Annotated in this window: 24 protein-coding genes, 1 pseudogene and 2 riboswitches; of the genes and pseudogenes, 8 read left to right on the top strand and 17 right to left on the bottom strand. The window is 59.9% G+C overall.

Translation table 11 applies throughout. The features are described from left to right. Positions 1-103: 103 nt before the first annotated feature. Positions 104-760: a hypothetical protein gene (locus GOB81_RS13555; protein ID WP_173570962.1), complete on the bottom strand. Its 657-nt coding sequence runs from the start codon at positions 758-760 to the stop codon at positions 104-106. A 358-nt stretch (positions 761-1,118) separates the two neighbouring features. Between GOB81_RS13555 and GOB81_RS13550 the strand changes: the two genes are divergently transcribed. Continuing rightward, positions 1,119-1,301: a hypothetical protein gene (locus GOB81_RS13550; RefSeq protein ID WP_173570961.1), complete on the top strand. Its 183-nt coding sequence runs from the start codon at positions 1,119-1,121 to the stop codon at positions 1,299-1,301. Positions 1,302-1,488: 187 nt separating this feature from the next. Beyond that, entirely contained in the window at positions 1,489-2,886 is a 1,398-nt protein-coding gene (locus GOB81_RS13545) for an amino acid permease (protein WP_338421370.1), read from the top strand. On the opposite strand, the gene GOB81_RS13540 is transcribed toward GOB81_RS13545, so the two are convergent. Beyond that, positions 2,816-3,769: a LysR family transcriptional regulator gene (locus tag GOB81_RS13540; protein WP_173570960.1), complete on the bottom strand. Its 954-nt coding sequence runs from the start codon at positions 3,767-3,769 to the stop codon at positions 2,816-2,818. The genes GOB81_RS13545 and GOB81_RS13540 overlap by 71 nt on opposite strands. A gap of 186 nt (positions 3,770-3,955) precedes the next feature. Here GOB81_RS13540 and GOB81_RS13535 point away from each other — a divergent pair, with 186 nt between their 5' ends. Further along, positions 3,956-4,954 carry an aromatic ring-hydroxylating dioxygenase subunit alpha gene (locus GOB81_RS13535; RefSeq protein ID WP_242010283.1) on the top strand — a complete coding sequence of 333 codons (999 nt, stop codon included), beginning with the start codon at positions 3,956-3,958 and terminating at the stop codon, positions 4,952-4,954. A 12-nt stretch (positions 4,955-4,966) separates the two neighbouring features. Then, a complete protein-coding gene (locus GOB81_RS13530; protein WP_173570958.1) occupies positions 4,967-5,911 on the top strand; it encodes a PDR/VanB family oxidoreductase in 945 nt (314 codons plus the stop codon). Between the two features lie 8 nt (positions 5,912-5,919). On the opposite strand, the gene GOB81_RS13525 is transcribed toward GOB81_RS13530, so the two are convergent. From GOB81_RS13525 to GOB81_RS13510, 4 genes are read right to left on the bottom strand one after another with little or no spacing between them, the layout of a single operon-like run. Further along, a complete protein-coding gene (locus tag GOB81_RS13525; protein ID WP_173570957.1) occupies positions 5,920-6,660 on the bottom strand; it encodes an ABC transporter ATP-binding protein in 741 nt (246 codons plus the stop codon). Then, entirely contained in the window at positions 6,660-7,667 is a 1,008-nt protein-coding gene (locus GOB81_RS13520) for a FecCD family ABC transporter permease (protein ID WP_173570956.1), read from the bottom strand. The genes GOB81_RS13525 and GOB81_RS13520 overlap by 1 nt, the downstream gene beginning before the upstream one ends. Continuing rightward, positions 7,664-8,506, bottom strand: a complete 843-nt coding sequence (locus tag GOB81_RS13515) for an ABC transporter substrate-binding protein (protein WP_173570955.1) — start codon at positions 8,504-8,506, stop codon at positions 7,664-7,666. Before GOB81_RS13515 ends, GOB81_RS13520 begins: the two co-directional genes overlap by 4 nt. Positions 8,507-8,566: 60 nt before the next feature. Then, positions 8,567-10,765, bottom strand: coding sequence for a TonB-dependent receptor plug domain-containing protein (locus tag GOB81_RS13510; protein ID WP_173570992.1), 2,199 nt, complete (start codon positions 10,763-10,765; stop codon positions 8,567-8,569). Between the two features lie 111 nt (positions 10,766-10,876). Beyond that, positions 10,877-11,108: riboswitch (cobalamin riboswitch) on the bottom strand. A 106-nt stretch (positions 11,109-11,214) separates the two neighbouring features. Between GOB81_RS13510 and GOB81_RS13505 the strand changes: the two genes are divergently transcribed. The 3 genes from GOB81_RS13505 to GOB81_RS13495 are packed head-to-tail and all read left to right on the top strand — an operon-like array spanning position 11,215 to position 14,657. Then, a complete protein-coding gene (locus tag GOB81_RS13505) occupies positions 11,215-12,546 on the top strand; it encodes a cobyrinate a,c-diamide synthase (protein WP_173570954.1) in 1,332 nt (443 codons plus the stop codon). 36 nt (positions 12,547-12,582) lie between these two features. Beyond that, positions 12,583-13,191 carry a cob(I)yrinic acid a,c-diamide adenosyltransferase gene (gene cobO / locus GOB81_RS13500; RefSeq protein ID WP_173570953.1) on the top strand — a complete coding sequence of 203 codons (609 nt, stop codon included), beginning with the start codon at positions 12,583-12,585 and terminating at the stop codon, positions 13,189-13,191. A 14-nt stretch (positions 13,192-13,205) separates the two neighbouring features. Beyond that, positions 13,206-14,657 carry a cobyric acid synthase gene (locus GOB81_RS13495; protein ID WP_173570991.1) on the top strand — a complete coding sequence of 484 codons (1,452 nt, stop codon included), beginning with the start codon at positions 13,206-13,208 and terminating at the stop codon, positions 14,655-14,657. Between the two features lie 22 nt (positions 14,658-14,679). Here the strand turns inward: GOB81_RS13495 and cbiB are convergent, their stop codons facing one another. After that, on the bottom strand, positions 14,680-15,654 hold the full coding sequence (gene cbiB / locus GOB81_RS13490; protein ID WP_173570952.1) for an adenosylcobinamide-phosphate synthase CbiB: 975 nt from the start codon (positions 15,652-15,654) through the stop codon (positions 14,680-14,682). Between cbiB and cobD the strand changes: the two genes are divergently transcribed. Next, positions 15,653-16,699 (top strand): threonine-phosphate decarboxylase CobD, encoded by a 1,047-nt coding sequence (gene cobD, locus GOB81_RS13485; protein ID WP_242010282.1) that lies wholly within the window; start codon positions 15,653-15,655, stop codon positions 16,697-16,699. The two genes, cbiB and cobD, sit on opposite strands and share 2 nt — an antisense overlap. A 21-nt stretch (positions 16,700-16,720) precedes the next feature. Here cobD and cobN read toward each other — a convergent pair whose 3' ends face one another. The 10 genes and pseudogenes from cobN to GOB81_RS17760 all read right to left on the bottom strand — a co-directional run. Beyond that, positions 16,721-20,032, bottom strand: coding sequence for a cobaltochelatase subunit CobN (cobN, locus tag GOB81_RS13480; protein WP_173570951.1), 3,312 nt, complete (start codon positions 20,030-20,032; stop codon positions 16,721-16,723). Positions 20,033-20,044: 12 nt separating this feature from the next. After that, the gene (cobW, locus tag GOB81_RS13475) at positions 20,045-21,079 is read right to left on the bottom strand and encodes a cobalamin biosynthesis protein CobW (protein ID WP_173570950.1); all 1,035 of its coding nucleotides are present in this window, start codon (positions 21,077-21,079) and stop codon (positions 20,045-20,047) included. Further along, entirely contained in the window at positions 21,076-21,453 is a 378-nt protein-coding gene (locus tag GOB81_RS13470) for a DUF1636 domain-containing protein (RefSeq protein WP_173570949.1), read from the bottom strand. Before GOB81_RS13470 ends, cobW begins: the two co-directional genes overlap by 4 nt. A gap of 131 nt (positions 21,454-21,584) precedes the next feature. Next, positions 21,585-21,816: riboswitch (cobalamin riboswitch) on the bottom strand. 145 nt (positions 21,817-21,961) lie between these two features. Beyond that, positions 21,962-22,690 (bottom strand): pyridoxine 5'-phosphate synthase, encoded by a 729-nt coding sequence (locus tag GOB81_RS13465; RefSeq protein ID WP_173570948.1) that lies wholly within the window; start codon positions 22,688-22,690, stop codon positions 21,962-21,964. Beyond that, a complete protein-coding gene (gene pdxA / locus GOB81_RS13460) occupies positions 22,687-23,685 on the bottom strand; it encodes a 4-hydroxythreonine-4-phosphate dehydrogenase PdxA (RefSeq protein WP_173570947.1) in 999 nt (332 codons plus the stop codon). The genes GOB81_RS13465 and pdxA overlap by 4 nt, the downstream gene beginning before the upstream one ends. After that, positions 23,682-25,070, bottom strand: a complete 1,389-nt coding sequence (locus GOB81_RS13455) for a M20/M25/M40 family metallo-hydrolase (protein WP_173570946.1) — start codon at positions 25,068-25,070, stop codon at positions 23,682-23,684. The genes pdxA and GOB81_RS13455 overlap by 4 nt, the downstream gene beginning before the upstream one ends. A gap of 186 nt (positions 25,071-25,256) precedes the next feature. Further along, positions 25,257-25,394 carry a hypothetical protein gene (locus tag GOB81_RS13450; RefSeq protein WP_173570945.1) on the bottom strand — a complete coding sequence of 46 codons (138 nt, stop codon included), beginning with the start codon at positions 25,392-25,394 and terminating at the stop codon, positions 25,257-25,259. 91 nt (positions 25,395-25,485) lie between these two features. Next, complete coding sequence (locus GOB81_RS17905; protein ID WP_277876925.1) at positions 25,486-25,611, bottom strand: hypothetical protein; 126 nt, start codon at positions 25,609-25,611, stop codon at positions 25,486-25,488. A gap of 15 nt (positions 25,612-25,626) precedes the next feature. Next, a complete protein-coding gene (locus tag GOB81_RS13445; protein ID WP_173570944.1) occupies positions 25,627-26,868 on the bottom strand; it encodes a tol-pal system YbgF family protein in 1,242 nt (413 codons plus the stop codon). 8 nt (positions 26,869-26,876) lie between these two features. Beyond that, positions 26,877-26,983: pseudogene (locus tag GOB81_RS17760) on the bottom strand (biopolymer transporter ExbD); the annotation flags it as partial.

Here is a 26,983-nt window from a genome sequence, read left to right as displayed (position 1 = left end):
TTTGACAATCGACCTTAAATGAACAGATAGAAGCCTGTAAGTATTTTAGATGGCAAGGTAATCAGTCATCATCCTTTGTGGGAAATTAGCCTGAATGGTTAGTCTATTCAGGCTGATTTTCTTTAATCAATACAATACCTAATCCTGAAAATTCATTTTTATACAACGATAATAGAAATAAATTATACAATTTTCTAAATTTTTCTATATTATCACATAATGCACCAAAATAATGTGATGAAAGTTCAGAAGAATCAAAAAATTTATAAATATTTGCTTCTTTACCATGAAAACATTTCCGCATACCATCATACATTGCATCAAAATATCTTCTTGTTTCTGTTGAAAGTAAACACCTTATTACATCTTCATTTTCTTTCATATATAAGCGACAATTAAATATTTCTTCCTTTGCAGATTCATCACCTTTTTTTACCAAATCAAGAAAATTTATACACATAAGGCTATTTTTTATTACAGGAATAATATATTCACATCTTTTGTTAAACATATCTAAGTTTAATTTTTTTTCTGATATTTCTTTATTTTCCTTTGCAAGAATAATATTTGATTCTGCTAAGTCTTTTGTCAGTTTTCTGTTTGCTATCAAGACGCAGGCCGTGATGATGGATGTGGCCGCCGTGACAATGGGCGTTCCGACGGCAACGAAAGTTTGCCACCCCGACACAGTTGCCGTCGGTATGTGGTCAAGCAGGGCAGTCAGATCAGAACCGGCAAGATGCACCACCACGTCAGACATAATCATTCCTATGTTAATCAATTCCACCAATCAGACCACATTACAGGACTGGATCAGCGTCACCAGTGCGCCTGAAATGCACGCTGTCAGACCTAAAAAGCACAGCTAAAAAATCTTTATCCGAAGGCGCTAAATCAGCCTGAAAATGTCCAGATTAAGAACACCCCTTGATCCGAATCGAAAAAAATGCCACTTTTAGAAGAAATAAAATGGGTCTATATGACGATTTTTCACAGTGTTTTCACGCTGAAAAAATAATACTGTGAAGTCAATGTCTTATACCTGTTCTATATCACGGTAGGCGTGTCGGTAGTTCATGCCGTTTCTTTTACACGGACCGCTCAGCTTGAACCATCATGTGGCTGCAAACACCGCATGGAATGATGCGGCCTGCCTGTTTCGACATCCTGCCAGACTGGCATCCCCAACCGCTGGTCATGGCGTGATGACGACGCGGCGCTCTCCGGTGTCACCGCTCCTCTCCCGCAATATTGCGCACGGAACGGTGATCGAGCGCATCGACGTATCGTGCATCGCATGACCATACTGGGGCACCTCTCTTTTCTCTCCCGAGAGTCCTTTTGGAAAGTGCTGTTCACCTTCAACCGCAAGCTTTCCGCGAAGCCGTTAAACGCCTGATTGGCTGCTTCCGGCGGTTTCATATTTCACCTCTGCCCACACTGAATTCTTCCGGTCTGGAAGAGGAATTTTCAAAAGGGCTCCAAGACGTGTCTGTAAAAAATCTGGAGTTACCGTTGTCCTCTGAAGTGCGTGTCTCTTCTCTTCAAAAGCCATTGCAGACGCAGCAACTTGCGGACTGGCACGTCTCCATGATCTCGGTCGGCGGAATCATAGGCGCGGGCCTGTTCGTCGGCACGTCCGCCACCATCGCGGCGGCTGGTCCGGCCGTCATTCTCTCCTATCTGGCGGCGGGACTGCTCGTCTGGATCGTCATGCTCCTTCTGGGAAAACTGGCGCTTCACCATGAGGGGCGCGGTTCTTTCATCTCACATGTGGCCACAGTTCTGGGACGCCACAGTGGCTTCGTCACCGGATGGAGTTATGCCTTCCTATGGGTGGTAACTGCGGGGGCACAGGCGGTCGCGGGCGGCATCATCATCGGGCATCTGCTTGATGTGCCTTCCACGCCGGGGGCTCTGGGACTGGTGGCGCTCGGGCTACTGTTGAACATGTTGCCGGTTCGCATATACGGGCTCAGCGAGGGCATCCTTTCGATTTTCAAACTGATCGCTCTGGCACTTTTCATAAGTGCTGGTGTGTTCTGGGCCATGACGACACCGGGAGCCGAGGCCCGTATTCACGACAACATGCTGGGCCACGGAGGATTTTTCCCGTTGGGGGTCTGGGCGATCCCCGCCGTCGTGCCGATGATTGTCCAGACATTCACCGGCTGCGAAATCGCGTTTGTCGCTTCCGTGGACAGCGAAGATGCCCGACGCAATGTACGCCGGACGGTGATGCGTCTGCCCTTCCTCATCCTGCTGTTTTATCTGGGATCGGTGCTTGTCATTCTGTCTCTCCGCCCCTGGACGGATATCATTCCGGGCCAGTCCCCCTTTGTGCTGGTCATGCATGATCTGCACATTCCGGGAACGGAAGGACTCGCCATAGCCGTGACGCTGATAGCGATCGTCTCCTGCCTGAACTCAGCGAAATATGTGGTCTCGCGCGTTCTGAGAGAACTGGCGACACTTGGCTGCGCCCCGGCGAAACTCCATCGCTCCACATCAAGTGGCGTTCCACTTCTTGCCGTTTCCATCACCGCCTTCACGGAAACACTCATCGTCCTGTCCGCGACATGGTCGCCATCCCGCGTTTATGCGGTGCTGCTCGGTTCATCCGGCACGATCATCATCTTCAGCTACTTCATGGCCTCTCTTGCCTGCCTGCACATCAGCAAACGGCAGGCTGGAGGTCGCAAGATATCGCTACTGGCCGGACTGTGTTCCGCAATACTGGCACTCCTGCTCGCAGTTCTTCCCGTGTTCGCCCAGACACGCCTGAATGCCGGGCTGGCCTACGCCCTTATCGCATTCATTGGACTGACAGGTCTCCTTTTCCTTCGCCGACAGGCGGTGCCGCCAACTCGCGGCCTTCCGACATAATGCTTTCGACAATACGCCCCACCTGATGGGTTGTTCGGGAAAGCTGCCGGGTGCGGTCATAGACCAGTGCAAGAGTGAGATGAGGCATGGCCGATCCGGAAAGCGGCACGAATGCGAGCTCCCCTTTTGTCACTTCTGACATGACATCCAGATAACTCAGGAAACAGATGCCAATCCCTTCAGCCACAAGCGACCGGATCATCTGAACATTGTTTGCCCGCGCGGCGACAACGGGTGTGGCGCGTCCCGCAGTCACCAGTTTTGCAAACACTGAGGAAAGGGCCAGCGGTTGTTCCGGAATGATCATCGGATAATCGACACATTGCGCCAGCCGCACCGAAGCATGTTGCGTGAGCGGATGTCCGGGCAGGCAGACGAAGCCCAGTGGGAAGGAAATGCGTCGCGCCACCACGACATCGCGCATGTCTTCAGGGTCAAGCACGAGAGCAAGATCCCCTTCCCCGGCAAGCAATCTTTCGTAGATCCGTCTGTTATCCTGAATGCTGACATTGAGCACCACGCCGGGGTGATGCTCCTTCATCCGGGCGACAAGCTGCGGCAGGAAGGCCCGTGCAAGAGCCTCCGGGGCCAGCAGATTGACCTGCCCCCGCCGTATGCCTTTCAGATCATCGATCTGGCGGCTGAGATCATCAAAATCCTTCATCCAGCGACGTGCGCAGGCGTAAAGCAGCTCCCCCGCTGCCGTCAGGCGCATTCCCGAGGGAAGGCGCTCGAAAAGCGGCGTCTGGATCTGTTGCTCACCCAGAAGGATGTGCCGGTTGATGGCCGATCCGGCAATCCGCAGTTCTTCCGCGGCCTTGCGGATGGATTGCTGGCGCGCGACAGCCAGAAAGTAGATGAGAAATTTTGAAAAGGGATTCATGCGTTCTCGTTTCGAGAATGAAAAACCATCAATTATGCTATATCTGAGATCGGCACACATGTGAAATGATCTTCTCCAGAATCAAAAATGTCCGGAGCAAGCTTTCCGGCTGCGTTCCCTGGAGGATCCATTGTGACGACCGCTGTCTGCTCCCGCACGACCGATCCCGCATCATTGCCCCGCCACATGACTTTCGATGCGGATGACTGGAACATTCTGGCCCGCTGCTGGTATCCGGTTGCCCTGATCCGCGAACTTGGCGAACAGCCTATGGGCGTGACCCTGCTGGATGCACCGCTGGTCATCTATCGCGCAGGGGACAGCGTTGTCGTCGCGGACGATCTCTGCCCCCATCGCGGCGTGCCCCTCAGCATGGGGAAAGGCGATGGCCGGAGCATCGCCTGCGCCTATCATGGCTTCCGCTTCGGCACGCAGGGTCATTGCGTCAAGGTTCCCGCACACCCCGATTCCGCCATTCCCTCGAAGCTGAACCTGCGGACGTATCCAGCCGTGGAACGCTATGGCCTCATCTGGACCTGTCTGCGGCCGAACGAGGAAACTCTCATTCCACCCATGCCGCACTGGGATGAGCCGGACTTTCAACAGATCAACTGCCCATCAATCGACATCGCGGGCTTTGCCGGACGGCAGGTTGAAGGGTTTATCGACGTCGCACATTTCGCGTTTGTTCACACGGATACCTTCGCGGACCCGGAAAATCCGGTCGTGCCACCCTACACGCCGAAAATGACGACTGACGGTTTCGAAGCGCAATATCGCAGCAGCGTCGGCAACTATCCGATCGGCAAGAGCGACCGGGGACGGCCCGGCTTCGAATGGCTGCGGCATTTCAGGATCCATGTTCCCTTTACGGCAACACTGGAAATCCATTTTCCGGATAACGGCCGTCTTGTCATCATGAACGCCGCGACACCCGTTTCCGCCCTGCAAACCCGCATGTTTGCACCCATGTGCCGCAACTTTGACAAGGACCTTCCGCTTCAGGACGTCTACGACTTCAATCTGCGCGTCTTCGAAGAAGACCGGGCGCTTGTCGAGGCGCAGAAGCCCGAAAACCTGCCTCTTGACCCAACGCTCGAAGCTCATGTGATGGCTGACCGAAGCTCGATCGCCTATCGTCGCGCCCTGCGCGGTATGGGGCTCAGCCAGTTCTTTACATCCTGAGAGAAGCTGGACATGTCACCACTTTTCCCGGTTCTGGTTCAGGAGGCTACACCAGAAGGCAGAGATTGCGTGCGCCTGCGCCTGACGGCTCTCGAAGGGCAGGATGCGCTACCTGCCTTTGAACCGGGTGCGCACATTGATGTCATGACGCCATCCGGACTGATCCGCCAGTATTCCCTGTGCGGATCGGCAGATGACCGGGAGGCCTATGAACTCTGCGTCAAACGCGAGAACAACTCGCGTGGCGGGTCTGAATCCCTGTGCAGTAAGGCTCAGCCCGGAATGGAGTTGCAGATTTCCCATCCACGCAACGCTTTTCCGCTTCCGGCTGCTCAGCGCTACATCCTGATCGGCGGCGGGATCGGCATTACCCCTCTCCTCTCCATGATGGGCCGACTGAAGCAGGGGGGTGCCGACTGGGAACTGCATTATTACGCACGCGAGCCGGAACACGCACCTTTCAGAGAGGCTCTTCTGAACGGCCCTGAGAGTGACCGCGTGCATCTGCATCAGAGCATCAGGAATGGCTATCCCGAAGCACTCAGCACTCCGTCACCCGATACCGTTATCATGCTGTGTGGACCAACAGGTTTCATGGATGCCGTTTTCGCGCAGGCCGTAGCGAACGGCTGGCAGACGGATCAGGTCAGGACGGAGCATTTCCGGCCGACAGAATCGTCCCATGACGAGGAAGATCGTCCCTTTGACGTCGTGCTGGCACGGTCCGGTCAGACCATTGCGGTCCCTGCTGGCCAAAGCATCGCATCGGCTCTTCTTGCTGCCGGAATCGACGTGTCCCTGTCATGCGAACAGGGAATGTGCGGCGCGTGCGTTGTCCCACTTCTGGCTGGGGAAGCGGATCATCGGGACATGATCCTGACGGAAGAAGAACAGGGCTGCAACATTGCGCTATGCTGTTCGAGAGCCCGCAGTCCGGTGTTGACAGTGGAGCTATAAGGCGTCCCCTACCCCCACGGCACCACCGCGCCTTCAACCCGCCTCACATCCACGCCGTAAACTTCCCGCACCATTGCATCGCTCAGCGCCTCCGCCGGAAGCGCGTAGCGGATCGCGCCTTCTTTCATCACCACAAGCCGGTCGCAGAAGCGGGTGGCAAGCATCAGGTCGTGGATCACCAGCACCACACAGCGCCCTTCTGCCGCGAGCGCACGGAACACACGCATGACGGAGAGTGCGTGCGCCGGATCGAGCGCGGCGACGGGTTCGTCGGCCAGCAGCACGGGTGCTTCCACGGCAAGGGCGCGAGCGAGCATCAGACGGGCGCGCTCGCCGCCGGAAAGGCGACTGGCGGGACGTGTGGCGAGGTCATCCAGACCGACCAGCCCCATGGCCATACTGACGGCGGGATGGTTCAGGGCCACATCCGGCGCCTCGGCGTAGGGCAGCCGTCCGAGGGAGGCAATCTCACGCACCGGCATCGGGGGAAACGGGGGAATGTCCTGCGGCATATAGGCGATGCGACGGGCGCGGCGAGACTGGTTCAGGTGCGTGAGATCGTCACCATCGCAGAACACAGCGCCTTCAGTGGGCGGCAGCAATCCGGCGAGCAGTTTCAGCAGCGTGGACTTTCCTGCGCCATTGGGACCGAGCAGGCCGGTAACGGTGCCGCTCTCGAAACCTGCCGACGCATGGTGAAGCAGCGTCGCGCCGCCGGTTGTGAAGGTCACGTCGCGTGTTTCAAGCATCACAACGCTCCCTGTTTGCGAAACAGGATGACACGATGAAAGAACACCGGAGCGCCGATCAGCGCCGTGACCACGCCAAGTTTGAGTTCCGCACGTCCGGCCAACATCCGCACGGCGAGGTCGGAGGCCAGCACCAGCGCCGCGCCTCCGAGGGCGGAGGGAATGAGCAGACGTGCGGGCCGGTGGCCGGTCAGCGGCCGCAGCAGGTGCGGCACCACCAGCCCGACAAAACCAATGGCTCCGGACACCGCCACGCAGGAACCGACAGCCAGCGCCGCCCCCGCGACGACGCGCATCTGCACACCACGCAGGCCGTGGAGGCGGAAACCGAGACTCTCGGCCACATCCTCGCCCATGGTGAGCGCATCGAGCGCGCGTCCGGTGCCCAGCATCAGGAAGCAGCCGATGACTACGCCGGGAAGCGCCAGCATCACGTCCGTCATGGTGCGATCGGTGAGCGATCCCATCAGCCAGCGCATGATCTCGAACGTGGCATAAGGGCTCGGGACAAGATTGAGAACAAGTGCCGTGAGGGCAGCGGTGAAACTGCTCAGGGCAGCACCCGCGAGCAGCAGAACCAGCGGCCCACCGCGTCCGACGAGCGCGACCAGCAACGTGGTGGCCGCAGCGGCTCCCAGCAGACCGCCCAGCGGCAAAAGGGCAGCGGCGATCTGGAACAGGCCGGTATAGAACACGCAGACCGCACCAAGCGCCGCGCCGCCCGAGACACCGAGAAGCCCGGGATCGGCCAGCGGATTGCGAAGATAACCTTGCAGCACAGCACCACACAGCCCCAGCGTGCCGCCGACCATGAGAGCAAGCAGCAGGCGTGGCAGGCGAAGCTGTCCGAGGATGACGGCTCCAACGGTGGGACGTCCGGCCACCCAGTCGCGGAAGGCGGCAAACACATCGATAGGGGCCTCACCCCATAACAGGGCTGCGATGGACAGGCTCGCGACCAGTGCGAACAGCAGCAGGATCAGACCTGCGGGGCGTGGAACCGTCATGGCGCGGCATCCTTTTTTACAAGCGTGTCGCGGGCGGATCGAAGGATGGCCAGCGCATCAAGCGTCTGCGGCAGACCGCACAGCCACAGGCGTGCGGGCACATCCACCACATGCGGCGGCGGAAACGTGGCCAGCAATGCCGGATTGGACAGCATGGCCTGAGCGAGGGAGCGACCCGGCCCGGAGAAATCGCGCACCAGCAGGTCGGGGTGATAGACCAGCAGCAGTTCCATGGCGACCTGCCCTCCCGTTGACGGCGTGCCGGCCAGTGTGGAGAAATTGCGCAGACCGGCATGGGCCAGCACGTCGTCGGCAAGGCTGCCCTTGTGCACGACAAAGCCGTTCGCTTCATAGACAACCGCGACGGGATCAGTCTCTCGCCGCTCCAGCGACAATTCCGCCAGTCTCGCATTGAATGCTGCAATGAGCTGCTCGCCCCGTTCCGGATGTCCGACAAGACGGGCGACCTGACGGATCTGTCTCGGAATGTCGGCCAGTGACGGCACGGGCGCCAGCGTCAGCACCTGTGCCCCGACTTCCTTCGCGGCCCTGATGGCGAGCCGGGCAGTGAAGCGTCCACCCAGCACGACATCCGGATGCGCAGCCAGAACGGTTTCCCCCGTGGCCTGCAGGACAGGCACGTCCCGCGCCTGTTCGCACAGCGCGGACTCCGTGCAGTCACGCGCGAGCGGGGACAAACCGATGATGTCGCTTCTGTCAGCAAGCAAAAGCGCAAGCTGGTCCGTGCACAGATTGAGCGAGGCGATCCGCGCCGCATGGGCCGGACCGGACAGAAGGAGCGCCACGACAAGCGCGAGGGCGGTTCGCAGAACGGACATGGCGTGCCGGTTGCTCCTTTTGCCTGATGATGGCGCGCGTTTCCCCGCGCCCTGAGAAAGTCAGTAGGTCAGGGTAAAGCCGCCATACCCTGCCCGGCCCTGCTGGAGATAGCCCACGGGGTTTTCATACTGCCGGTTGAGCAGGTTGTCGGCGCGGGCGAACACGGTCACATAGCGATTGATCTGATAGCTGGCCGCCACATCGATGGTCATGTAGCCGTGGCCTTTCGCACACGTCTCGCAATAGCTGTCGGTGGCGGAATAAACGGGGTAATCCCGCCATCCGCTGACATACAGAATGTTGCCGGACAGGGTGAGATCCTTGATCGGCTTCCATGTGGTGTTGAAATTGAACTTGTGCTGCGGACGACGCTGAAGCGGCTCGTTGTCACTCGTATCGCGCGCATGCGTCCATGTGTAGTTGAGATTGAACTCGAGATTATCGAGGGCTTTCCAGTTCAGGAACGCCTCGACGCCGAACATCCGGGCGCGTTCCACGTTTGCGTAGGAATAATCGGTCATCCCGCTGCTGTAGCTCACGGTGGACTGGATCAGGTTGTGGACATGGTTTTCATACCATGTGGCCCCGAAATGAAGGCGGTCATGAGCAAGCTTCTGCTCGACAGTCACGTCATAGCCGATGAGGCGCTCGGCACGGAGATTGGGGTTGGCACGCTCGTTATAATAGCTACCGTTGAGATTGCCGAAGAGCTGGTAAAGGGAAGGCCCGTGGAAACCGCTGCCCGCGCTGGCCTTGATGACGGTGCCCGTGCCCGGAATATGGATGGCGGGGGCCACACGCCATGTCACGTAATGGCCATAACGGGAATTGGAATCATAACGGATATTGGCAGCGCCGTAGAGGATCTGGTTCCAGTTGCCCTGATACTGGCCATATCCCGCCGTCGTATCCATGCTGGCGCGCGTGCTGTAGGGGGCGTCATTGGTGCCGGTGTCATCGCTCTGGCTGCTGTTGAACGTATCATGGAGATGTTCCGCGCCAATCAGGAGCGATCCGTATTTCTTCAGATCCAGCGTGCCGTGCCAGTCGATCTTGAGACGGTCGGAACGATAATAGGTGGGGTCGTAAAGGCGGGGTGTTCCATCCGTGTTGGTGCCGATATAGGTAAAGTTGCGCCAGTTGGTCATGTAGCCCAGACCGATGACCTGATCGAACAGTCCACCCCATGATGAAAGATGCGCAGTGCCCCGCACGATGGCCTGATTCTGGATCGAGCGCTCGCGTTCGCGTCCCGCATAACCCCATGCTTCGTCGAGCATTTCATACGAGCCGTAGGAGCGATAATTGCTCTGCATGAGATGGGCGGTCAGCCCCAGATCGAGATTATCCATCACATCATAGCCGAGACGGATGTTGGCGCTGCGGTTGTCGTCCGTATTGCCCCGCTCACGCTGTTCTTTCGTGATCGTTGCAAACGTGGCGGCATAGCGTTCCACGTAATTCGGGATGGAGTGGAATCCAACCTGTCGGTAATGCGACAACTCGACATTATAATGGAAACGGTCGGCGCTCCCGCGTGCGCCAAGCACCTGATTGAACGTGCCATAACCCCCGCCTTCCACGCGGACGAAAGGCTTGAAGCGTCCCTGCCCCTGAGCGGTGGTCATGTCGATGACACCCGCCATGGCATCCGCACCGTAAAGACCACTCTGCGGCCCACGGAGGATTTCGATCCGCCCCAACCCGTCGGTCATGTACTGGGCCGCATCGAAGGCTCCGGATGCCTGGCTGCCGTCATTGATATCCATGCCATCAAGCCGGACCTTCACCTCATTGGCGTTGGACCCACGCATGAAGATGGAGGTCGTGCCGCCCAAGCCGCCTGTCCGCACCACGTTAAGGCCCGGCTGGCGGATGAGGATATCCGTCAGAGAGCGTCTCTGCTGGGTGAGGATCTGCTTTTCGGTGATGATCGTCATGGCCGTGCCGATCTCATCGGCGGGGATGGCGCGGCGCGCGGCGCTGACGGTGATGTTCTCGGGCCATGTGTCGGTGTGTTCCGAGAGAACGGCAGGAACCGTCGGCATGTTCGCATTCCGGGCGGCAGAGGCAGACTGCGCGGCAGGGGCCGCATATTTGGCGGCCACCATCGGTTTCGCGGCGGAGGCAACAGGTTTTCCGGTAGTTGGTGCTGCCGTTTGAGAAGCAGCGCTCACTCCGGAAGACGCATGGGCGGAAGTCACGAAAACGGAAGAGAGCAGCGAGGCTCCCGTCAGCAGCAAGGCACGGAATGGCATCAGTAAAGCGCTCGTGGTTGTCAGCGTTGCCACGAGGAAAACATCGGTCCGTGCATCTGCACGATCCATCCGCTCAACCTGTCAGATCACCCCGTCCAACATGTCTCGTCCGCAACATCCGGCATGATGGCAGGTCTCCTGACTCACGGTTTAACCGGGTCAACTCATCCCTTCCCGGAACAGAATGTTCCAGTGGGCCGGCACATTGCCGGAAAGAGCAACCCACACCGCCTACAGTTGCGGGGGCAGTGCCGGATTCGGGCGGACCCTGACCGGCTTCCCTTTTCATCCCCGGATCGCGACTTTGCCGCAACCTACGGGAACCATCATGATGGGGTGATTTACAGGGCGACCCCGGCGTGTCAACACAATGGTGAGACCCGCGTGACACATCCGCATCAAGCGTGGCGCATACAACACAGGCGGCTTCAGGCTAAGGACAAACGGGCATGACAGGCGCATTGCTGATCGCGGCTCCGCGTTCGGGGGGCGGCAAAACGACTGTGACAAGCGCCCTGCTGGCGGCGTTCCGGCGGCGGGGCGTCCGCGTCGCTGGCGCCAAATGCGGACCCGACTACATCGATCCCGCCTTCCACGCCGCCGCGACTGGACGACCGTCCCTTTTGCTCGACAGCTGGGCCTTGTCGCCTACGCAGAACGCCCTGAACCTGAGGGAAAGCACCACCGACGCCGACCTGCTGGTGGTGGAAGCCGCAATGGGGCTGTTCGACGGGCTGGAAGAGCGTTCCGGCCTGACGGACGGGCGGCGGCGTGGCGCAGCCAGCGATCTTGCGGCCCGAAGCGGCATACCGGTTGTGCTCGTGCTCGATATTACCGGTCAGGCCCAGTCCGCTGCGGCCGTGGCGCTCGGTTTTTCATGCATGGACGCCAATGTCAGGCTGGCTGGTGTCATCCTGAACCGGGTAGCGGGAGAAAAGCACGAGCGCATGGCGCGTCATGCGCTGGAACGCGCCGGGATTGTCGTGTTCGGTGCGTTTCCGCGTGAGAGCGAACTCGCCATTCCCGAACGCCATCTCGGCCTCGTTCAGGCGACGGAACACCCTGCACTCTCCGCGCTGCTGGATCGGCTGGCCGATACGGCTGAACACTGCCTTGACCTCGATGCGCTGAATGACGCCGCAGCGCCCCTCCACTTTTCTCTGGGTGAAATCCCCCCTCTCCTCGCACCTCCGGGTCAGAAAATCGCGATTGCCCGTGATGAAGCATTCATGTTTTTCTATCCGCATCTTGCCGCTGCATGGCGCAATGCAGGGGCGGAACTCATTCCTTTCTCGCCGCTTGCCGATGAACCGCCTCCGCAGGACTGCGACGTGTGCTGGCTCACCGGCGGCTATCCGGAACTCCATGTCGGACGACTGGCAGCATGCGAAAGGTTTCTCTCAGGACTGAGAGAATTCGCACATCATCGTCCCGTCCACGGCGAATGCGGTGGCTATATGGTTCTGGGTGAATCCCTGACCGACGCTGAGGGAATAGCCCATCCGATGGCGGGACTACTCAGCCACAGCACGTCCTTTGCAAAACGACGACTGCATCTGGGATATCGCCGCGCCACTCTGGAGGCGGACGGCGTGCTTGGTTGCGCCGATACGGTCGTGCGCGGCCATGAATATCATCATTCCACCCTTGTAAAACCCGGTTCCGATCTGCCGCTCGCCCGTATGACGGACGGATACGGCGTGGATCTCGGTCCCGCAGGTGGACGGCGCGGACATGTGTCCGGCAGCTATTTTCATGCCATCGCGATGGAAAGCCGTTAAAAGATGGCCACCATCGCCCCATCAGGAGGAAGCGTCATGACCGCCACCGCAGATGAAGACCGCTATCGGGAAAAGATGGCGCACCGAAAAGCCATTCAGGACGAAGAAGTCGCCTCCAAAACGGAAGAACGCGGTCTCTTCGCGGTTCACACCGGCACGGGGAAGGGAAAATCGACCGCCGCTTTCGGTCTCGCCCTGCGCATGCTTGGACGCGGAAAGCGCATTGTGGTCGTGCAGTTCATCAAGGGTGCGTGGGACACGGGCGAACGTCACGCGCTGGAACGCTTTGGCGACATGGTGGAATGGCATGCGCTCGGTGAAGGGTTCACATGGGAGACGCAGGACCGGACACGCGACATCGCCTCCTGTGAACGGGCATGGGCTGTAGCGGAGCTGGCACTGAAGCGCGAGGACGTGGCGCTGGTCATTCTGGACGAACTGAACATCGCTCTCCGCTATGATTACATCGCGCCCGAACGGGTGCTGGCTTCCATCGCGGCTCGCCCGAAGATGCAGCATGTGTGGGTCACTGGCCGGAACGCGAAGCAGGCAGTGATCGAAGCCGCCGATCTGGTGACGGAAATGACGCTGGTGAAGCATCACTTCAAGGCCGGGGTCAAAGCACAGGAAGGCGTCGAGTTTTGACCGCCCGCGCCCTGATGATTCAGGGCACCGGCTCCAGCGTGGGAAAATCGGTGCTGGTCGCCGGTCTGGCCCGCGCCTTCACCAACCGCGGCCTGCGCGTGCGTCCGTTCAAGCCGCAGAACATGTCCAATAACGCTGCCGTCGTGGACGGTGGGGAAATCGGCCGCGCACAGGCGTTGCAGGCTCAGGCGTGCCGCGTACCTGCGACCGTGGATATGAATCCGGTCCTGCTCAAACCGCAGAGCGAAATCGGCGCGCAACTTGTTCTGCGCGGCATGGTGCAGGAGAATGTTTCTGCTCGGGGCTACCAGTTTCGCAAGGCAAGCCTGATGCCTGCCGTGCTGGAAAGTTTCGGGCAACTACGGCGCGATACTGATCTGGTTCTGGTCGAGGGCGCAGGCTCCGCATCGGAAGTGAACCTGCGCGAGCATGACATCGCCAATATGGGGTTCGCGGAAGCTGCAGATATCGATGTCGTTCTCGCGGGCGACATCGACCGGGGTGGCGTGATCGCGGCCCTTGTGGGCACAAAAACCGTTCTGGATGAAAAAGACAGCGCCCGGATAAAGGGGTTTCTCGTCAACCGGATGCGGGGAGATCTCTCCCTTTTTGCCGATGGCATGAGGGCGATTGCCCATCATACCGGCTGGGCGCCTCTCGGCCTGATCCCCCATTCCGACATCCCGCGCAGTTTCCCCGCCGAAGACGCCGCCGATCTGCGGGATCTGACACGCTCATCCGGAGCTGAGGGGTTCCGCATTGCCGTGCCCTGGCTCCCGCTTCTGTCCAATTTCGACGATCTCGATCCTCTGAAAGACATGGCGGGGGTTTCACTGATCTTTGTGCCCCCCGGACAGCCGCTCCCTGTCTGCGATCTGGTGATCCTTCCCGGTTCCAAATCGACCCGTTCCGATCTTACTGCCTTAAGACGGGAAGGATGGGACATTGACATTCTCGCCCATCATCGTCGCGGGGGGGCCGTGCTGGGTCTTTGCGGAGGCTATCAGATGCTGGGGCGACAGATTCTCGACCCATCGGGGATCGAAGGACCGGCAGGCAACAGCGACGGACTGGGTCTTCTCGACGTGGTGACCGTGCTCGAACATGAGAAAATTCTCCGTCCTGCCAGCGGTTTTCTGACCACGAACAATATGCCTGTCCACGGTTACGAAATGCATATGGGGCAAACGGACGGCGCGGATCGGGAGAGGCCTTTTGTCGTGCTTGATCAGGAACGTCCGGAAGGCGCCATTTCACAGGATGGACGGGTGTTCGGCACTTATCTGCATGGCATTCTGGACAACGCCCGAGCCCGCGCATCCATTCTCACCCTGTGCGGCATGGAGCGCGCTGCCCATTCCATCGGCATGGATCAGACCGTCCGGGTGGATAACGCATTGGATGCGTGGGCCACCCATCTCGCGCAGCATGTCGATCTGGATGCGCTGCTCGCTCTCGCTCGATAAAAATTCCTCAAAACGAATGGCTTTAACGTCGCTTTTTCAAAGCCATCATCGTCAGACCAACCAATACGCCAAACTGTATCCAGCACGCCCGGCGATAAAGACACAGCGCCGTCCGAATATCTGCCGCCGTGGCCTCCCGACGACCATCCCCTATCGGGTGATCGGGCACGACCACGCCTCCATAGGTGCGGGGGCCCGCCAGCGCGACACCCAGCGCTCCTGCCATCGCAGCTTCAGGCCAGCCCGCATTAGGTGAACGATGATGGTGGGAGTCACGCCACACAGTGAGCAGTGCGCCGCGCCAGTCCTTTCCACTCACGAAAGCCGCCAGAACAATCCACACCACCGCAAGACGTGAGGCAGGCAGATTGATAAGATCGTCCATTTTCGCAGCGACTTTCCCAAACGCTTCATATCGCTCGGAGCGATGACCGATCATGCTGTCTGCCGTATTCACGGCCTTGTAGAACACTGCTCCCGGCAGACCACCGACAGCACACCAGAACAGCGGCGCCACTACCCCGTCGGAAAAGTTTTCGGCCAGACTTTCAATGGCCGCGCGCGCCACGGCAGCCTCATCCAGCGTCGCAGGGTCACGCCCGACGATCTGGGAAACAGCCTGCCGGCCTTCCTCAAGCCCTCCCTGCTCCAGTCCGTCCGCCACAGCCTCGACATGCTGGTGCAGGGACCGCTGGGCCACGCAACTGCTCGCCACCAGTCCCATGACGACAGCCTGATGCCGCACCACACAGGTAAAGAGAACCGCGAGCAAGGTCGGCACGCCGGTTTCAACGATGAGAGCGCCTCCGCCCACCACGATCTTTCGGGTGCGCGAAGCCGTCGGATCGTTGAATCGCCGGTCCAGCCATGCCATGAGGGTGCCAATCCAGACGACGGGGTGGCTGATGCGACGAAACAGCGGCGCGGGATAGCCAAGCAGCCCTTCAATCGCCGCAGCGACGGCTGCCGTGGCGGGAGCAATCAGTGGAACAGTCATGCCTCCATCCTACCGCACTCCCGATATGACCGCGACCGTCCCGACCCGACTTCCTCCGCATGGCGGCAATCTGGCGGCCATCCGGGAGCGTTTCCCAGACGCTGTAACGCCATTGATCGACCTTTCGACAGGCATAAGCCCGTTTCCATACCCGTTCCAAATGTCTGACCCGACGCTCCTGACCCGGCTGCCGGAACCGGAGGCTGAGTATAATCTGCGCCGCATTGCCGCCGAAGCCTACGGCGCGACCGATGCCGACATGCTTGTCGCAACGCCGGGCACGCAGCTTGCCATTGGCACGCTGCCCCTTGTCCTCGGGCTGGAACGCGCCCGCATTCTCGGTCCTGCGTATACCGGTCACGCCGAAGCATGGAGCGCCTGTGGTCGGATCGTGGAGCCTGTGACCGACATCGGCGCCCTGTTCGATGCCCCACCCCGCACAGCCTGCGTGGTGATCAATCCCAACAATCCCGATGGCCGCCTTCTGGACGTTTCCCTTCTTTCCAATCTTGCAAAACAGTGCGCGAAGAAAGGCAACATCCTGATCGTCGATGAGGCTTTCGGAGACTGGAACGAGACTTCCATGATCCCTGCCCTGCCGCAGCCGGGGCTGATCGTCCTCCGCTCCTTCGGCAAAGCCTATGGGCTGGCTGGTCTTCGTCTGGGATTTGTTGTGGCGAACCGGGAATTTTCCGAAAAGCTCCGTAAGATACTGGGCTCATGGGCTGTCAGTGGTCCTGCGCTGGCATGCGGCGCACAGGCGCTGTCCGATCGCCGCTGGCACAAGGAGACCGGAGCGAAGCTGTTGCAGTCAACAGAACGTCTTCATACCCTCATCAAGAAGCAAAGATGGTCCATTGCGGGCGGAACGCGGCTGTTTACGCTGGTGAACGTGCCGAATGCCCACCAGGTCTGGGAAACTTTATGCCGGACCGGCATTGTAACACGGGCTTTTCATGAACGTCCTAACCAGCTCCGCTTCGGTCTGCCTTCTGATGAAAACCAGTGGAAAAAACTGGAAGAAAGCCTTCCCCTCTGCTCCTGAGCGGTATCGAAGACAGGCTCCTTATTCATCATCAAGACTCTCGATGACAGAGTTGCGGCGTGGCTGCCAAAGCCCACGGTGCAGAGCATCCTTCAGGCGCGAACGGACTGCGTTGTAAGCATCCGGATTGACGGTTTTCATGAAATCAACAATGTCCGGCTTATCCAGAATCGCCTCGAAACAGGCATCGAACAGAGGATCTAACCGCTGGGGCAGCATAGCCGCGCAGGCATGCAGTGCTTCCACACCCCGCGCAATCTCCGCCGCGCCCCGATAATCATGCTGCGTCATATCGTGCAACCAGCGTGGATTGGCGAGCCGTCCCCGCACGATACGCGCCACTTCACGGGCTGTTTCCCGCAGCACGGGCGCATCGGGACGGCTGGTGTCGCCGTGCAGGATATAAGGTTGCGAGCCCAGTGTACGGGCGGCGAGAGCAAGCCCTCCTTCATGCGCGGCACGATCGGAACCGTCGAGCAGATCCGTCTCCGCGTGGTCCTGCACATGCAGAAGAATGTCTGCCCGGGAAATAGCTTTTCGGAAATTTTCCGGGTCCGCCTCACCCTGGCGTGTGCCGCCATAAGCCGAGGAAGAGGCATCGATATAGGCGTGGCCAAGTTCAGACGATGTCTGCCAGTCGCCACTGGCCAGCATCGCGTCGATACCAGTGCCATAAACGCCGGGAGGAGGCCCGAACACACGCGGAGGCACGTCATCGCGCTCAGCCACCAAGGGATTCCATTCCGGGTCTTCCGCTCGCTCGGCCAGTGCCTGCACGGCCTGATCGAACAGAGCGATCTGTCCCGGAAAAGCATCGCGGAACAAACCGGAAATCCGTAACGTGACATCCACACGCGGACGATCGAGCACTGGCAGCGGCACGATCTCAAATCCGGTGATGCGTCCGCTATTCCCATCCCGTGTGGGCAGGACGCCCATCAGCAGAAACGCAAGCGCGAGGTCTTCGCCGCCGGTCCGCAATGTTGCCGATCCCCAGAGATCCAGCACGAGATGACGCAGTGGCTCTCCCTCATCCTGCTCATAACGGATCAGGATCAGATCAGCATTTTTTCGGGCCAGTTCGACCGCGCTGGCAGTCGGCAACATGCGCGGATCCACCGTGAAAAGATTGCGCCCCGTCGGCAATACATCGCACCGGCCCCGTGTGGGTGCCCCCGCCGGACCGGGCTCGATGAACCGACCATCCAGTGCCGTAATCAGCGCCCGCGCCTCCGCATCCGGGCAGGCGGCGACCAACGGAGCAACAAACGCGTCGAGGTGACCGGATGTTTCCGCGATAGCCCGTGTCAGCGCCGCACTATGTGGAGAAGGACGACCAAACACATGCAATCCACGGCGGACCTGAAGATCCTTCACATCGCAGAGATAGGCATCCAGACGGGCAAGGGCGTCCTGTTCGTCGGTTTCCCCAGATGCGACGCCGCTTTCCGCCAGCACACCGGCACGCTCCGCATGATCGAGGATCTCCCGGCGCAATAGCATACCCCGGCGACGATCCAGCCCGTCGGCTTCAGCATATTCATCGATCAGACGTTCGAGATCGGTGAGGCCGGGAGGCAGGATCGCCGTGTCCATGGGGGGTGTCAGATGCCCCACGATCACCGCACCGAGACGGCGTCTGGCGCAGGCTGCCTCGCCGGGATTATTGACGATGAACGGATAAATCACCGGCAACCCATCCAGAAGCACCGCTGGCGCGCAGCTTTCCGACAGCGCCGCAGTCTTGCCGGGAAGCCATTCCAGCGTGCCGTGAGTGCCAAGATGCACGATCACGTCAGTCTCTTTCCGCAACCACGCATAAAACGCGATATAGTCGTGGCACGGCGGCACGTCCGGATCATGATACTGAGTGCGACGATCCGCATGACGACCACGATCGGGCTGCACGGCGATCAGCACATTGCCGGCACGCCACATCCGCCAGCCGAACGCGGGGAACGTCGGCTCACCCCAAGCCTGCGTGATGCTTTCCCGAAAAGTCTCGGGGAGAGAAGAAAAATGCTGGACATAGGCTTCGCGGGACAGGACAGAAGATGCCGGTTCCTGCGTGAGGCAGCGGGCAAGCGCTGCACTTTCCGGCAAATTTTCACCGCCAAGCGTATATCCGTGTTCCTTCAGCAATTCGAGAATGGACGACGCGCTGGCAAATGTATCCAGCCCGACCGCATGGGCAGCCTGCCCTTCCGCTCCGGGATAATGGGAAAGAATGATGGCGACGCGCCGTTCGGACGGTGCAAGACGACCCAGTCGGACCCAGCCCAGAGCACGGGCCACAACTGCCCTGATACCCGGCTCGTAGGGCACATGACGCGGTGTTGCATTGCCCTCTCCGGTTTCCGATTTGAAGGAAATCGGAAATGTGCCGATTCGTCCGTCAAGTTCCGGCAACACGATCTGCATCGCCAGATCGGAGGGGGCCAGACCCCGGAAATCCTTGCGCCACGCGGCTTCCGTCCCGCCGGGTTGCAACAGTTGCAGCACCGGCCGTCCCGCCGCCTCCAGTGCCGAGGCGCCATCCGCATCCCGGGCCGAGAAAAATGTAGCGTTCAGCAGGATGTCCGGCTTCGTGTCATTCAGCCATGAAGCCAGCGCCAACGCCGCCTCTCCCTGACGGGGAGAGGCCACAGCGAGACAGTCGGTGCCGATACCCTGCCGTTCAAGTTCATCGGCAAGGGCGTCGATAGCGGCTGTATCACCCGCCTGCACATGCGCCCGATAGAACACCAGCGCCGCACGCGGACCCTGCTGGCGCGATGCGTGACGGGACACCAAAAACGGCGGGAGCGAAACCGGCTGCTCGTTGCCGTCTTCCCTGAGACCAGCAAGGGCTTCCATAAGCGCGAGCGCATTATCGATGTTTTCCGCGCCACCTTCACGGAAAAAGCCGTTTAATCGTTCCAGAATTTCGGAATCAACCGTCGAGAGTTCGGCAAGCTGCCTGTCCTGCCGCCCATCTCCGGCAATCAAGGCAAGCGGAATACGCTCCGCCCGACACACGCGGGACAGTTCCTCCACGCCGTAACGCCAGTATTCGATGCCGCCAAGAAGACGGACCACCACACAACGGGACTGCGTGACAGTCTGGTCGACATACAGGTCAACCGACATGGGGTGACGCAGCCGTCCCAACTGTGCGAGCCGGAGCGTGCCTGTTTCACCATTTTTTTCGACGGCCCGTTCCTGAGCCCGGCCCAGCGCCAGCAGATCGCTGTCCACGAAGGACAAAAACACGATATCTGCCGGACTGTGCTCAAGATCTTCCGCTGTGGCGTCTTCGTCGAGGCTACGCGTTTCCCGCAGAAGAAGATGCATTGCCGCTTATCCTCAGGGAGCGCCGAGTGCTGCGGCAATGGCAGCGCGGTTCAGTCTCTGCTGGCCGATGATGACCAGACGACCGCTGCCGCCATGAACCGGATCGAACTCATGACGAACCCGCGCGCCAACGGCCTGCACCCCGAGACGACGGTTTTTGCCCTTGATGGCGGCAAAGCCCTTCATGCGCAGAATGTCATGCTCACGGGCAGCGTGCGTCAGGCGAGACACACACTCATCCACGGAGTCATATTCAGGAAGATCAAGAACGAAACTCTCGAAATCATCATGCTCGTGATCGTCCGCGCCATCATGGTGCGATGGCCTCGTATCGAGATCATCCTCGGCCGCAGCACCAAGACCGAGCAGAATACGCGGATCGAGACGACCGTGATCGGCCTGAAGAATGCGAGCCTGCCCCCGCGTCTCGCCAGCGATCATCGCCTCGACGGCAGCAAGCTGCTTTTCATCCAGCAGGTCAGTCTTGTTCAGCACCACCAGATCGGCCGAGAGGAGCTGATCCTCGAACACTTCGGCCAGCGGATTGTCATGGTCCAGCGAGGGATCGGCGGCGCGCTGGGCGGCCACTGCCTCGGGGTCATCAGCGAAGCGACCATCCACCACGGCAGGTGCATCGACCACGGTGATCACGCCGTCCACCGTCAGGCGCGGGCGGATTGTCGGCCAGTTGAATGCCTTCAGGAGCGGTTTGGGCAACGCAAGCCCCGACGTCTCGATGACGATATGTTCCGGTGGCTCGGGACGATCGAGAAGGCGCTCGATGGTCGGCAGGAAATCATCCGCAACCGTGCAGCAGAGACAGCCATTGGCCAGTTCCACGATATCCTCGTCGCGGCAACCGGCGATGCCGCAGGCCCGCAGGGTGTCGCCATCAATGCCGAGAGAGCCGAACTCGTTGACGATCACGGCGATGCGCCGCCCGTCCACCTGTTCCAGCAGATGCCGGAGCAGCGTTGTCTTTCCCGCGCCAAGAAAGCCGGTGATGATGGTCGCGGCGATTTTTCCCTGAGCAGCCAAAGGTCTCATCCTTCCGAGGAAACGGTGACAGAGGTGGGAGGCAGACGCCCGAGCATGACGTCGCGCAATGAGGCGGGGCGCCTGGACGGCAGCACGTTCCCGGACTTCGACGCGGCATAGGCACCCGCGTAATTCAGAAGGTCAGCGGCGATGCCGGGGGACAATCGTCCCAGCAGCCATGACCATTTGCCCGGCATGCTGACTGCCGCCGTGCAACTATGGGAGCAGGCTGCAAGACACGCGACGCTTTCCACACGGACATGCGGAGTTTCTGTGCGGGCCATTTCTCCGCGCACGGCTTCATAGAGACGGGAACCCGTTGTTTCGGCTTCGGGGTCGTCCTGCCTGCCGCACGTGACACAGACGTAAAGCGTTGCGTCCATCCTGCCCTCCCTTGCCGACTCTGCCGTCGGGCATGTTACTATGGGGGCAAGAAGCGCGTACCTGTAGCACAGGGCCGCATGGTTCCGTTCAGTCTCCAGGCACCCCGCCAGAGGACAATCGGTCAGCCTCCGGACAGGCCGGAGCGATGGCAGGTTTCCTGACTCGTGGTTTGCCGGACCGAATGCTCCGGCAACATTGTCCCTAACCTTCCCGGAGCATGACTCCAGTGGCGGACCTGAGGCCCGGCGGGACGATGCGACCACCTACAGTTGCGGGGGCAGTGCCGGATTTGGGGCGGACCCTGACCGGCTTCCCTTTTCATTCTCCGGGGCACCGGAGAAACCATCGTGCTTGATCTTTCAATGGCAGGCGGCAAAAGCGGGGTCAACTGCCGCCGGATCATGACTGGTGGGCGGTCAGCGCCTCTTCGCAAAAGTAGAGGTCTGTACCGTGAGCCAATCATAGAACCTTCCGCTTTCATTTCCCCCGGCCCGGACGAAACGGGGATCAGGGCAACGTATTCCGGGCAGCATCCATAAGCCGTCGCATTTCCTGGATGACTGCGGGCAGTCCGTCGAAAATGGCCTGACCGATCAGGAAATGGCCGATATTGAGTTCCACGATCTGCGGGATGGCAGCGACAGGCGCGACATTCCCAAAGCTCAGCCCGTGCCCTGCGTGAACTTCCAGTCCCAGACTGGAAGCCTGCAAGGCTGCGGTTTTCAGTCGGGCAATCTCTCCGTCTGCTCCGAGGGCATAGGCCCCGGTATGCAGTTCCACCACAGCAGCCCCAACCGCCGCAGCCGCCGCGATCTGCTCTGCTACGGGATCGACAAACAGCGATACGCGAATGCCTTTATCCGTCAGCCTGCGCACCATCGGCGCAAGAGAGACAGCCTGACCGGCGACATTCAGGCCGCCTTCGGTCGTCACTTCCTCGCGCCGCTCCGGCACGATGCAGCAGGCATGTGGCTTCAGCCCACAGGCGAGGCCGACCATCTCCTCCGTCGCGGCCATTTCCATGTTGAGCGGCGCACGCAGGCTGGAACGCAGACGGATCAGGTCCTCGTCACGGATATGACGTCGATCCTCGCGCAGATGGGCGGTGATCCCGTCCGCCCCGGCTTTGACGGCGAGCAATGCGGCTTCCACGGGATCAGGCTGCACGCCACCGCGCGCATTGCGGATGGTGGCAACGTGATCAATGTTCACGCCAAGGCGCTGACGAAGACTCATACTAGGAATCCTTCCGTATATTTCTGGCGATTTCTGGACAGAATCCCCGCAAGCCGAAGAGCGGCGACAAGACTGCTCGATTCCGCGATCCCTTTGCCCGCGATATCGAAAGCAGTGCCATGATCGGGCGATGTACGCACAACCGGCAGGCCAAGCGTGACATTGACGCCATTGGCCATGTCCAGAGTCTTGATGGGGATCAGCGCCTGATCGTGATACATACATAGCGCTGCATCATATTTCGCACGCGCCGCATCCGTGAACATCGTGTCCGGCGGCAACGGACCATACACGTCGATCCCTTCGGCTTTCAGGCGCGTGATGGCGGGGATGATCATCTCGATCTCTTCGCGCCCCATCATGCCCCCTTCCCCGGCATGTGGATTCAGCCCGGCAACAGCAAGACGGGGACTGGCAATTCCAAAATCACGTTGCAGCGCCAGAGCCGTGGTGCGACCCGCCTCCACGATCATCTCCTCGTCGAGCCTGTCGAGCGCGTCCCGCAAGGACACGTGAATCGTGACCGGCACCACACGCAGCATCGGACTGGCGAGCATCATGATCTCACGTCCCGGAACAAGGCAGAGTTCAGCAAGAAACTCCGTATGACCGGGGTGGGGAAAGCCCGCGCGACGCAACACGGCCTTGCTGATCGGGTTGGTCACCACCCCACCGGCAGCCCCGGCAAGGGCAAGACCTACCGCGCGGGCAATGCTGTCGATCACGGTATGGCTGTTGGCGGAATCCGGTTCACCGGCACGAACGCTTGCAGGAAGCGCCAATGGCAGGACCGGCAACGCTTTCCTGAAAACAGATGCGGCCTGTTCAATGGTTTCGATCTCACGCACCGGCAGAGATGAGGGTAGACACCCCGGATCACCCAGCCATGCAAACACAGGGCCTTCCTCACGCAGAGCATTCCACGCGCCAGCCGTGATCTCCGGCCCTATCCCGGCGGGATCACCCATCGTGAGGGCAAGAGGCAGATCTCTCATCGGCCGAGCGCTTTGAGAACACGCACCCACGAGCGGGTGCCCTTATGAAAAGACGTAAGGCTGTATTTCTCATTTGGAGAATGGATGCGGTCATCATCAAGTCCGAAACCGATCAGCAGCGTGTCGAGACCCAGCGCTTCTTTGACCTCACCGACCACGGGAATGGAACCGCCACAACCGATGACCGTAGCAGTCGTCTCCCATTCGTTAGTGAGAGCATCCAGCGCTCTCCCGAGCTGCGGCATGTCAGCAGGAACCACGCTGGCGCGGGAGCCGCCATGTGCTGTGAACTCTGCCGTGCAGTCTTTTGGCAGTCGCGACCGGACATGCTCGCGAAAACTGCGACGGACAGCGTCGGGGTCCTGCTCGCCAACCAGACGGAAGGAAATCTTGGCGGATGCTTTCGCAGGCAGCACCGTCTTGAAACCATCTTCCTCATAGCCGCCTGAAATGCCGTTGATCTCGCAGCTTGGACGGCACCATGTCTGCTCAAGAGCGGTATAGCCGACCTCGCCTGCCGGCCAGCGGAGACCGACTGAGCCAAGCCCCATTTCATCGGATGGCCCGATACTGCGCCACTGTTCACGCACTCTGTCTGGGATATCCGGCACACCATCATAAAATCCGGCCAGCGTGACACGGCCTGTCGTGCCGTCACGAAGATCCGAGATAATATCACACAGAACCTGAATCGGGTTGCGCGCGGCATTCCCGAACATACCGGAGTGAAGATCCCGGTCGGCCCCGATGATGGTCACTTCCTCACCGACCATGCCGCGCAACATCGTTGTTATGGCAGGCGTTTTCGCATCCAGCATACCGGTATCGCAGATCAGCGCCAGATCGGCTTTCAGTTCTTCGGCATTGGCCTTGAGGAAGGGCAGCAAATTCATGCCGCCGGACTCTTCCTCACCCTCAATCACAAACGTGACGCCGACAGGCAGATTGCCATCTGCTTCGATCAGGGCGCGGCACGCCTCAATGAACGTCATGACCTGCCCCTTGTCGTCAGCGGCTCCACGGGCGCGGATTTCCTTTGCACCGTCCGGACCCGTCGCAAGCCGCGGCTCGAAAGGTGGCTTCTCCCATAAGGCGAGCGGATCAACGGGCTGCACATCGTAATGGCCGTAAAACAGCACATGCGGCGCGGCTGCCGGTCCCTCGCGACGAGCAACCACGATGGGGTGCCCCGGAGTCTCCCGCGTTGCAGCCCTAAATCCGAGAGATTTCAGCTCCGTTACCAGCCACTCAGCGGCGATGCGGCAATCTTGCGTATGGGCGGATTTGGTGGAAATGCTCGGAATACGCAGGAAAGCAAACAGCCGCTCAAGGCTTGCGTCGAGGTTCCGGTCAACCTGCTTCAGGGCGTCCTGTTCTGCGGGCATCGGCTCTGCGTCTCCCTTCCATTTCATCAGTCCAGAACATCATGGCACTCACCGAGCTTCCGTGGAATGACCTGAGTCCGCTCTCACTGGCAGGCAGATATCCGCGCCCTCTTCATGAACCGGCGCATCGTTTCGCAAACTACCTTCGCCACGCATAAAGAGGATAATTATCTCGCGGCTCTTCGCTCAGTGCAGCTCAGCCACCGATGCCTGCTTCCGGGCCTCACAATCCACGACAACGCGCAGAATGGCTTTTCGTCCCACCGGAATCGTGAAAGCTTCGATACCGTCCTCGTTGGGCGGAGGTTCCTCGTCCGTCGCCACACAAATCCACCCGGAATACGTAACGACGTCGTGTTGCACGCATCATGGGAAATTGTGTACGCGGCATTTTGCTGTGGACTGCCCCCTCGATTTAACGACAGGCCACGAAGTGCTGAACCGTCTCCTTGGTCCGCGCAGGCTCACCAACATGGGCCAGAGGAACACCCTGTACGGCAGGCATGGTCATGATCGTCACATCCACATCCGACCATGACAAGCGCCCGCCCTTGCGTTATTTGCGGGTGCCACTCTGTATTTTCAGTATCCAGAGCTGAGCGATATCTTTAGCGCCGTTTGTTCCGTCGACGGTGCGGAGGGTGGTGACGGCATCGGCAGTGCGACCGGCGTCCATCTGGGCCTCACCCAGATGCAGGCGGGCGATGTTCACGTCCCGCACACCCTTTGCAATTCCCTGCTGCATCAGGCCGACACCCTTGTCGGTCTCGCCGAACGTCACGTAATTGTAGCCCACCGTCAGAAGGGCATCGCCCGTCGGAGCCTTCAGCGCCGCCGCCTCGTCAGCCGCGATCGACGCCTTCTTCTTCTCCACCGTCGCCGCGATGAAATCCTTCAGCTTCGCCTGACGCGCAGCCCCCGGGTCCTTGCCCAGCACACCCGCCGCATAGCCCTGCGTCAGGATGTCCAGACCGGTTTTCGGCACGCCAGACTGCACGGCAATCTCGGCCGCATCGAGAAAATCCGACGCCTGCGTCAGGTTTCCCGCTGCCAGACGCACGCGATAGACATCGAGCTGCAACGCCGGTGGCAGGCTGTTGTTGGTCACCAGCGCATGCAGCAGCTGCGCCCAGTAATCGGGCTTCGGATAGTAGGTCGCCAGCAGCACGTAGCTGTGCATCTGACCCGCCGTGTCCTTCACCTGCGTCTGGCACGTCGCCAGCATCAGCAGGTCGTTCTCGGCCGGAACCTTCTTCGCTTTCAGCGTCTCTTCGACAAGCTGCTTCTGGATACGACCGGCGTTGGCGTAATCCTTCTGCAGATAATAGGACTGCACCAGATATTTCTCGATGGCCGCATTCGGGCCGATCTGCTTGAGATACCGCTCGAACCCGGTCACCGCGCGCGCATAATCCTTGGCGGTATAGGCGGTCGTCGCCTCCGCCTGCAGCATCTGCGCCTTCTGTTCCTTGCTGGTGCGCGGCGAGGCGATCACCTTGTCATACGCATCCGTCATCGTCGCCACATCGCCGGACTGCGCCGCGATCGCACCGCGCATCTGCTCGATGACGTAGGAATCATACGCCGTCTTGCCCGATACGGCATCGGCGGCCTTCACCGCCTCCATCGCCTTCGCATAGTTCTTCGCCGACAGGGCGGAATCCGCTGCCGCCAGCGGCTTGCTCACGGAGGGGCTCAGATCGTCGGCCGCACAGGCCACGCCCGTCAGGGCGGAGCTGAGCGACAGCCCCGCGACGAGGGAGAGCGCCAGAGGCAGACGGGAAAAACGCAACGCCATAACCATTCTCACTGTTCGTTCATGAACTGGTCCTGTCCGACGATACCGAGCTTTGTGATGCCCAGTCTCTGTGCGTCGGCGAGGACATGGGCGACGGTTCTGTAGTCGGCCAGTC

It is taken from the genome of Acetobacter conturbans (genome assembly GCF_011516755.1).
Taxonomy (GTDB): domain Bacteria; phylum Pseudomonadota; class Alphaproteobacteria; order Acetobacterales; family Acetobacteraceae; genus Acetobacter; species Acetobacter conturbans.
Note: the sequence above shows the minus strand (reverse complement) of the source record. Positions and strands in the feature narration are given on the sequence as shown.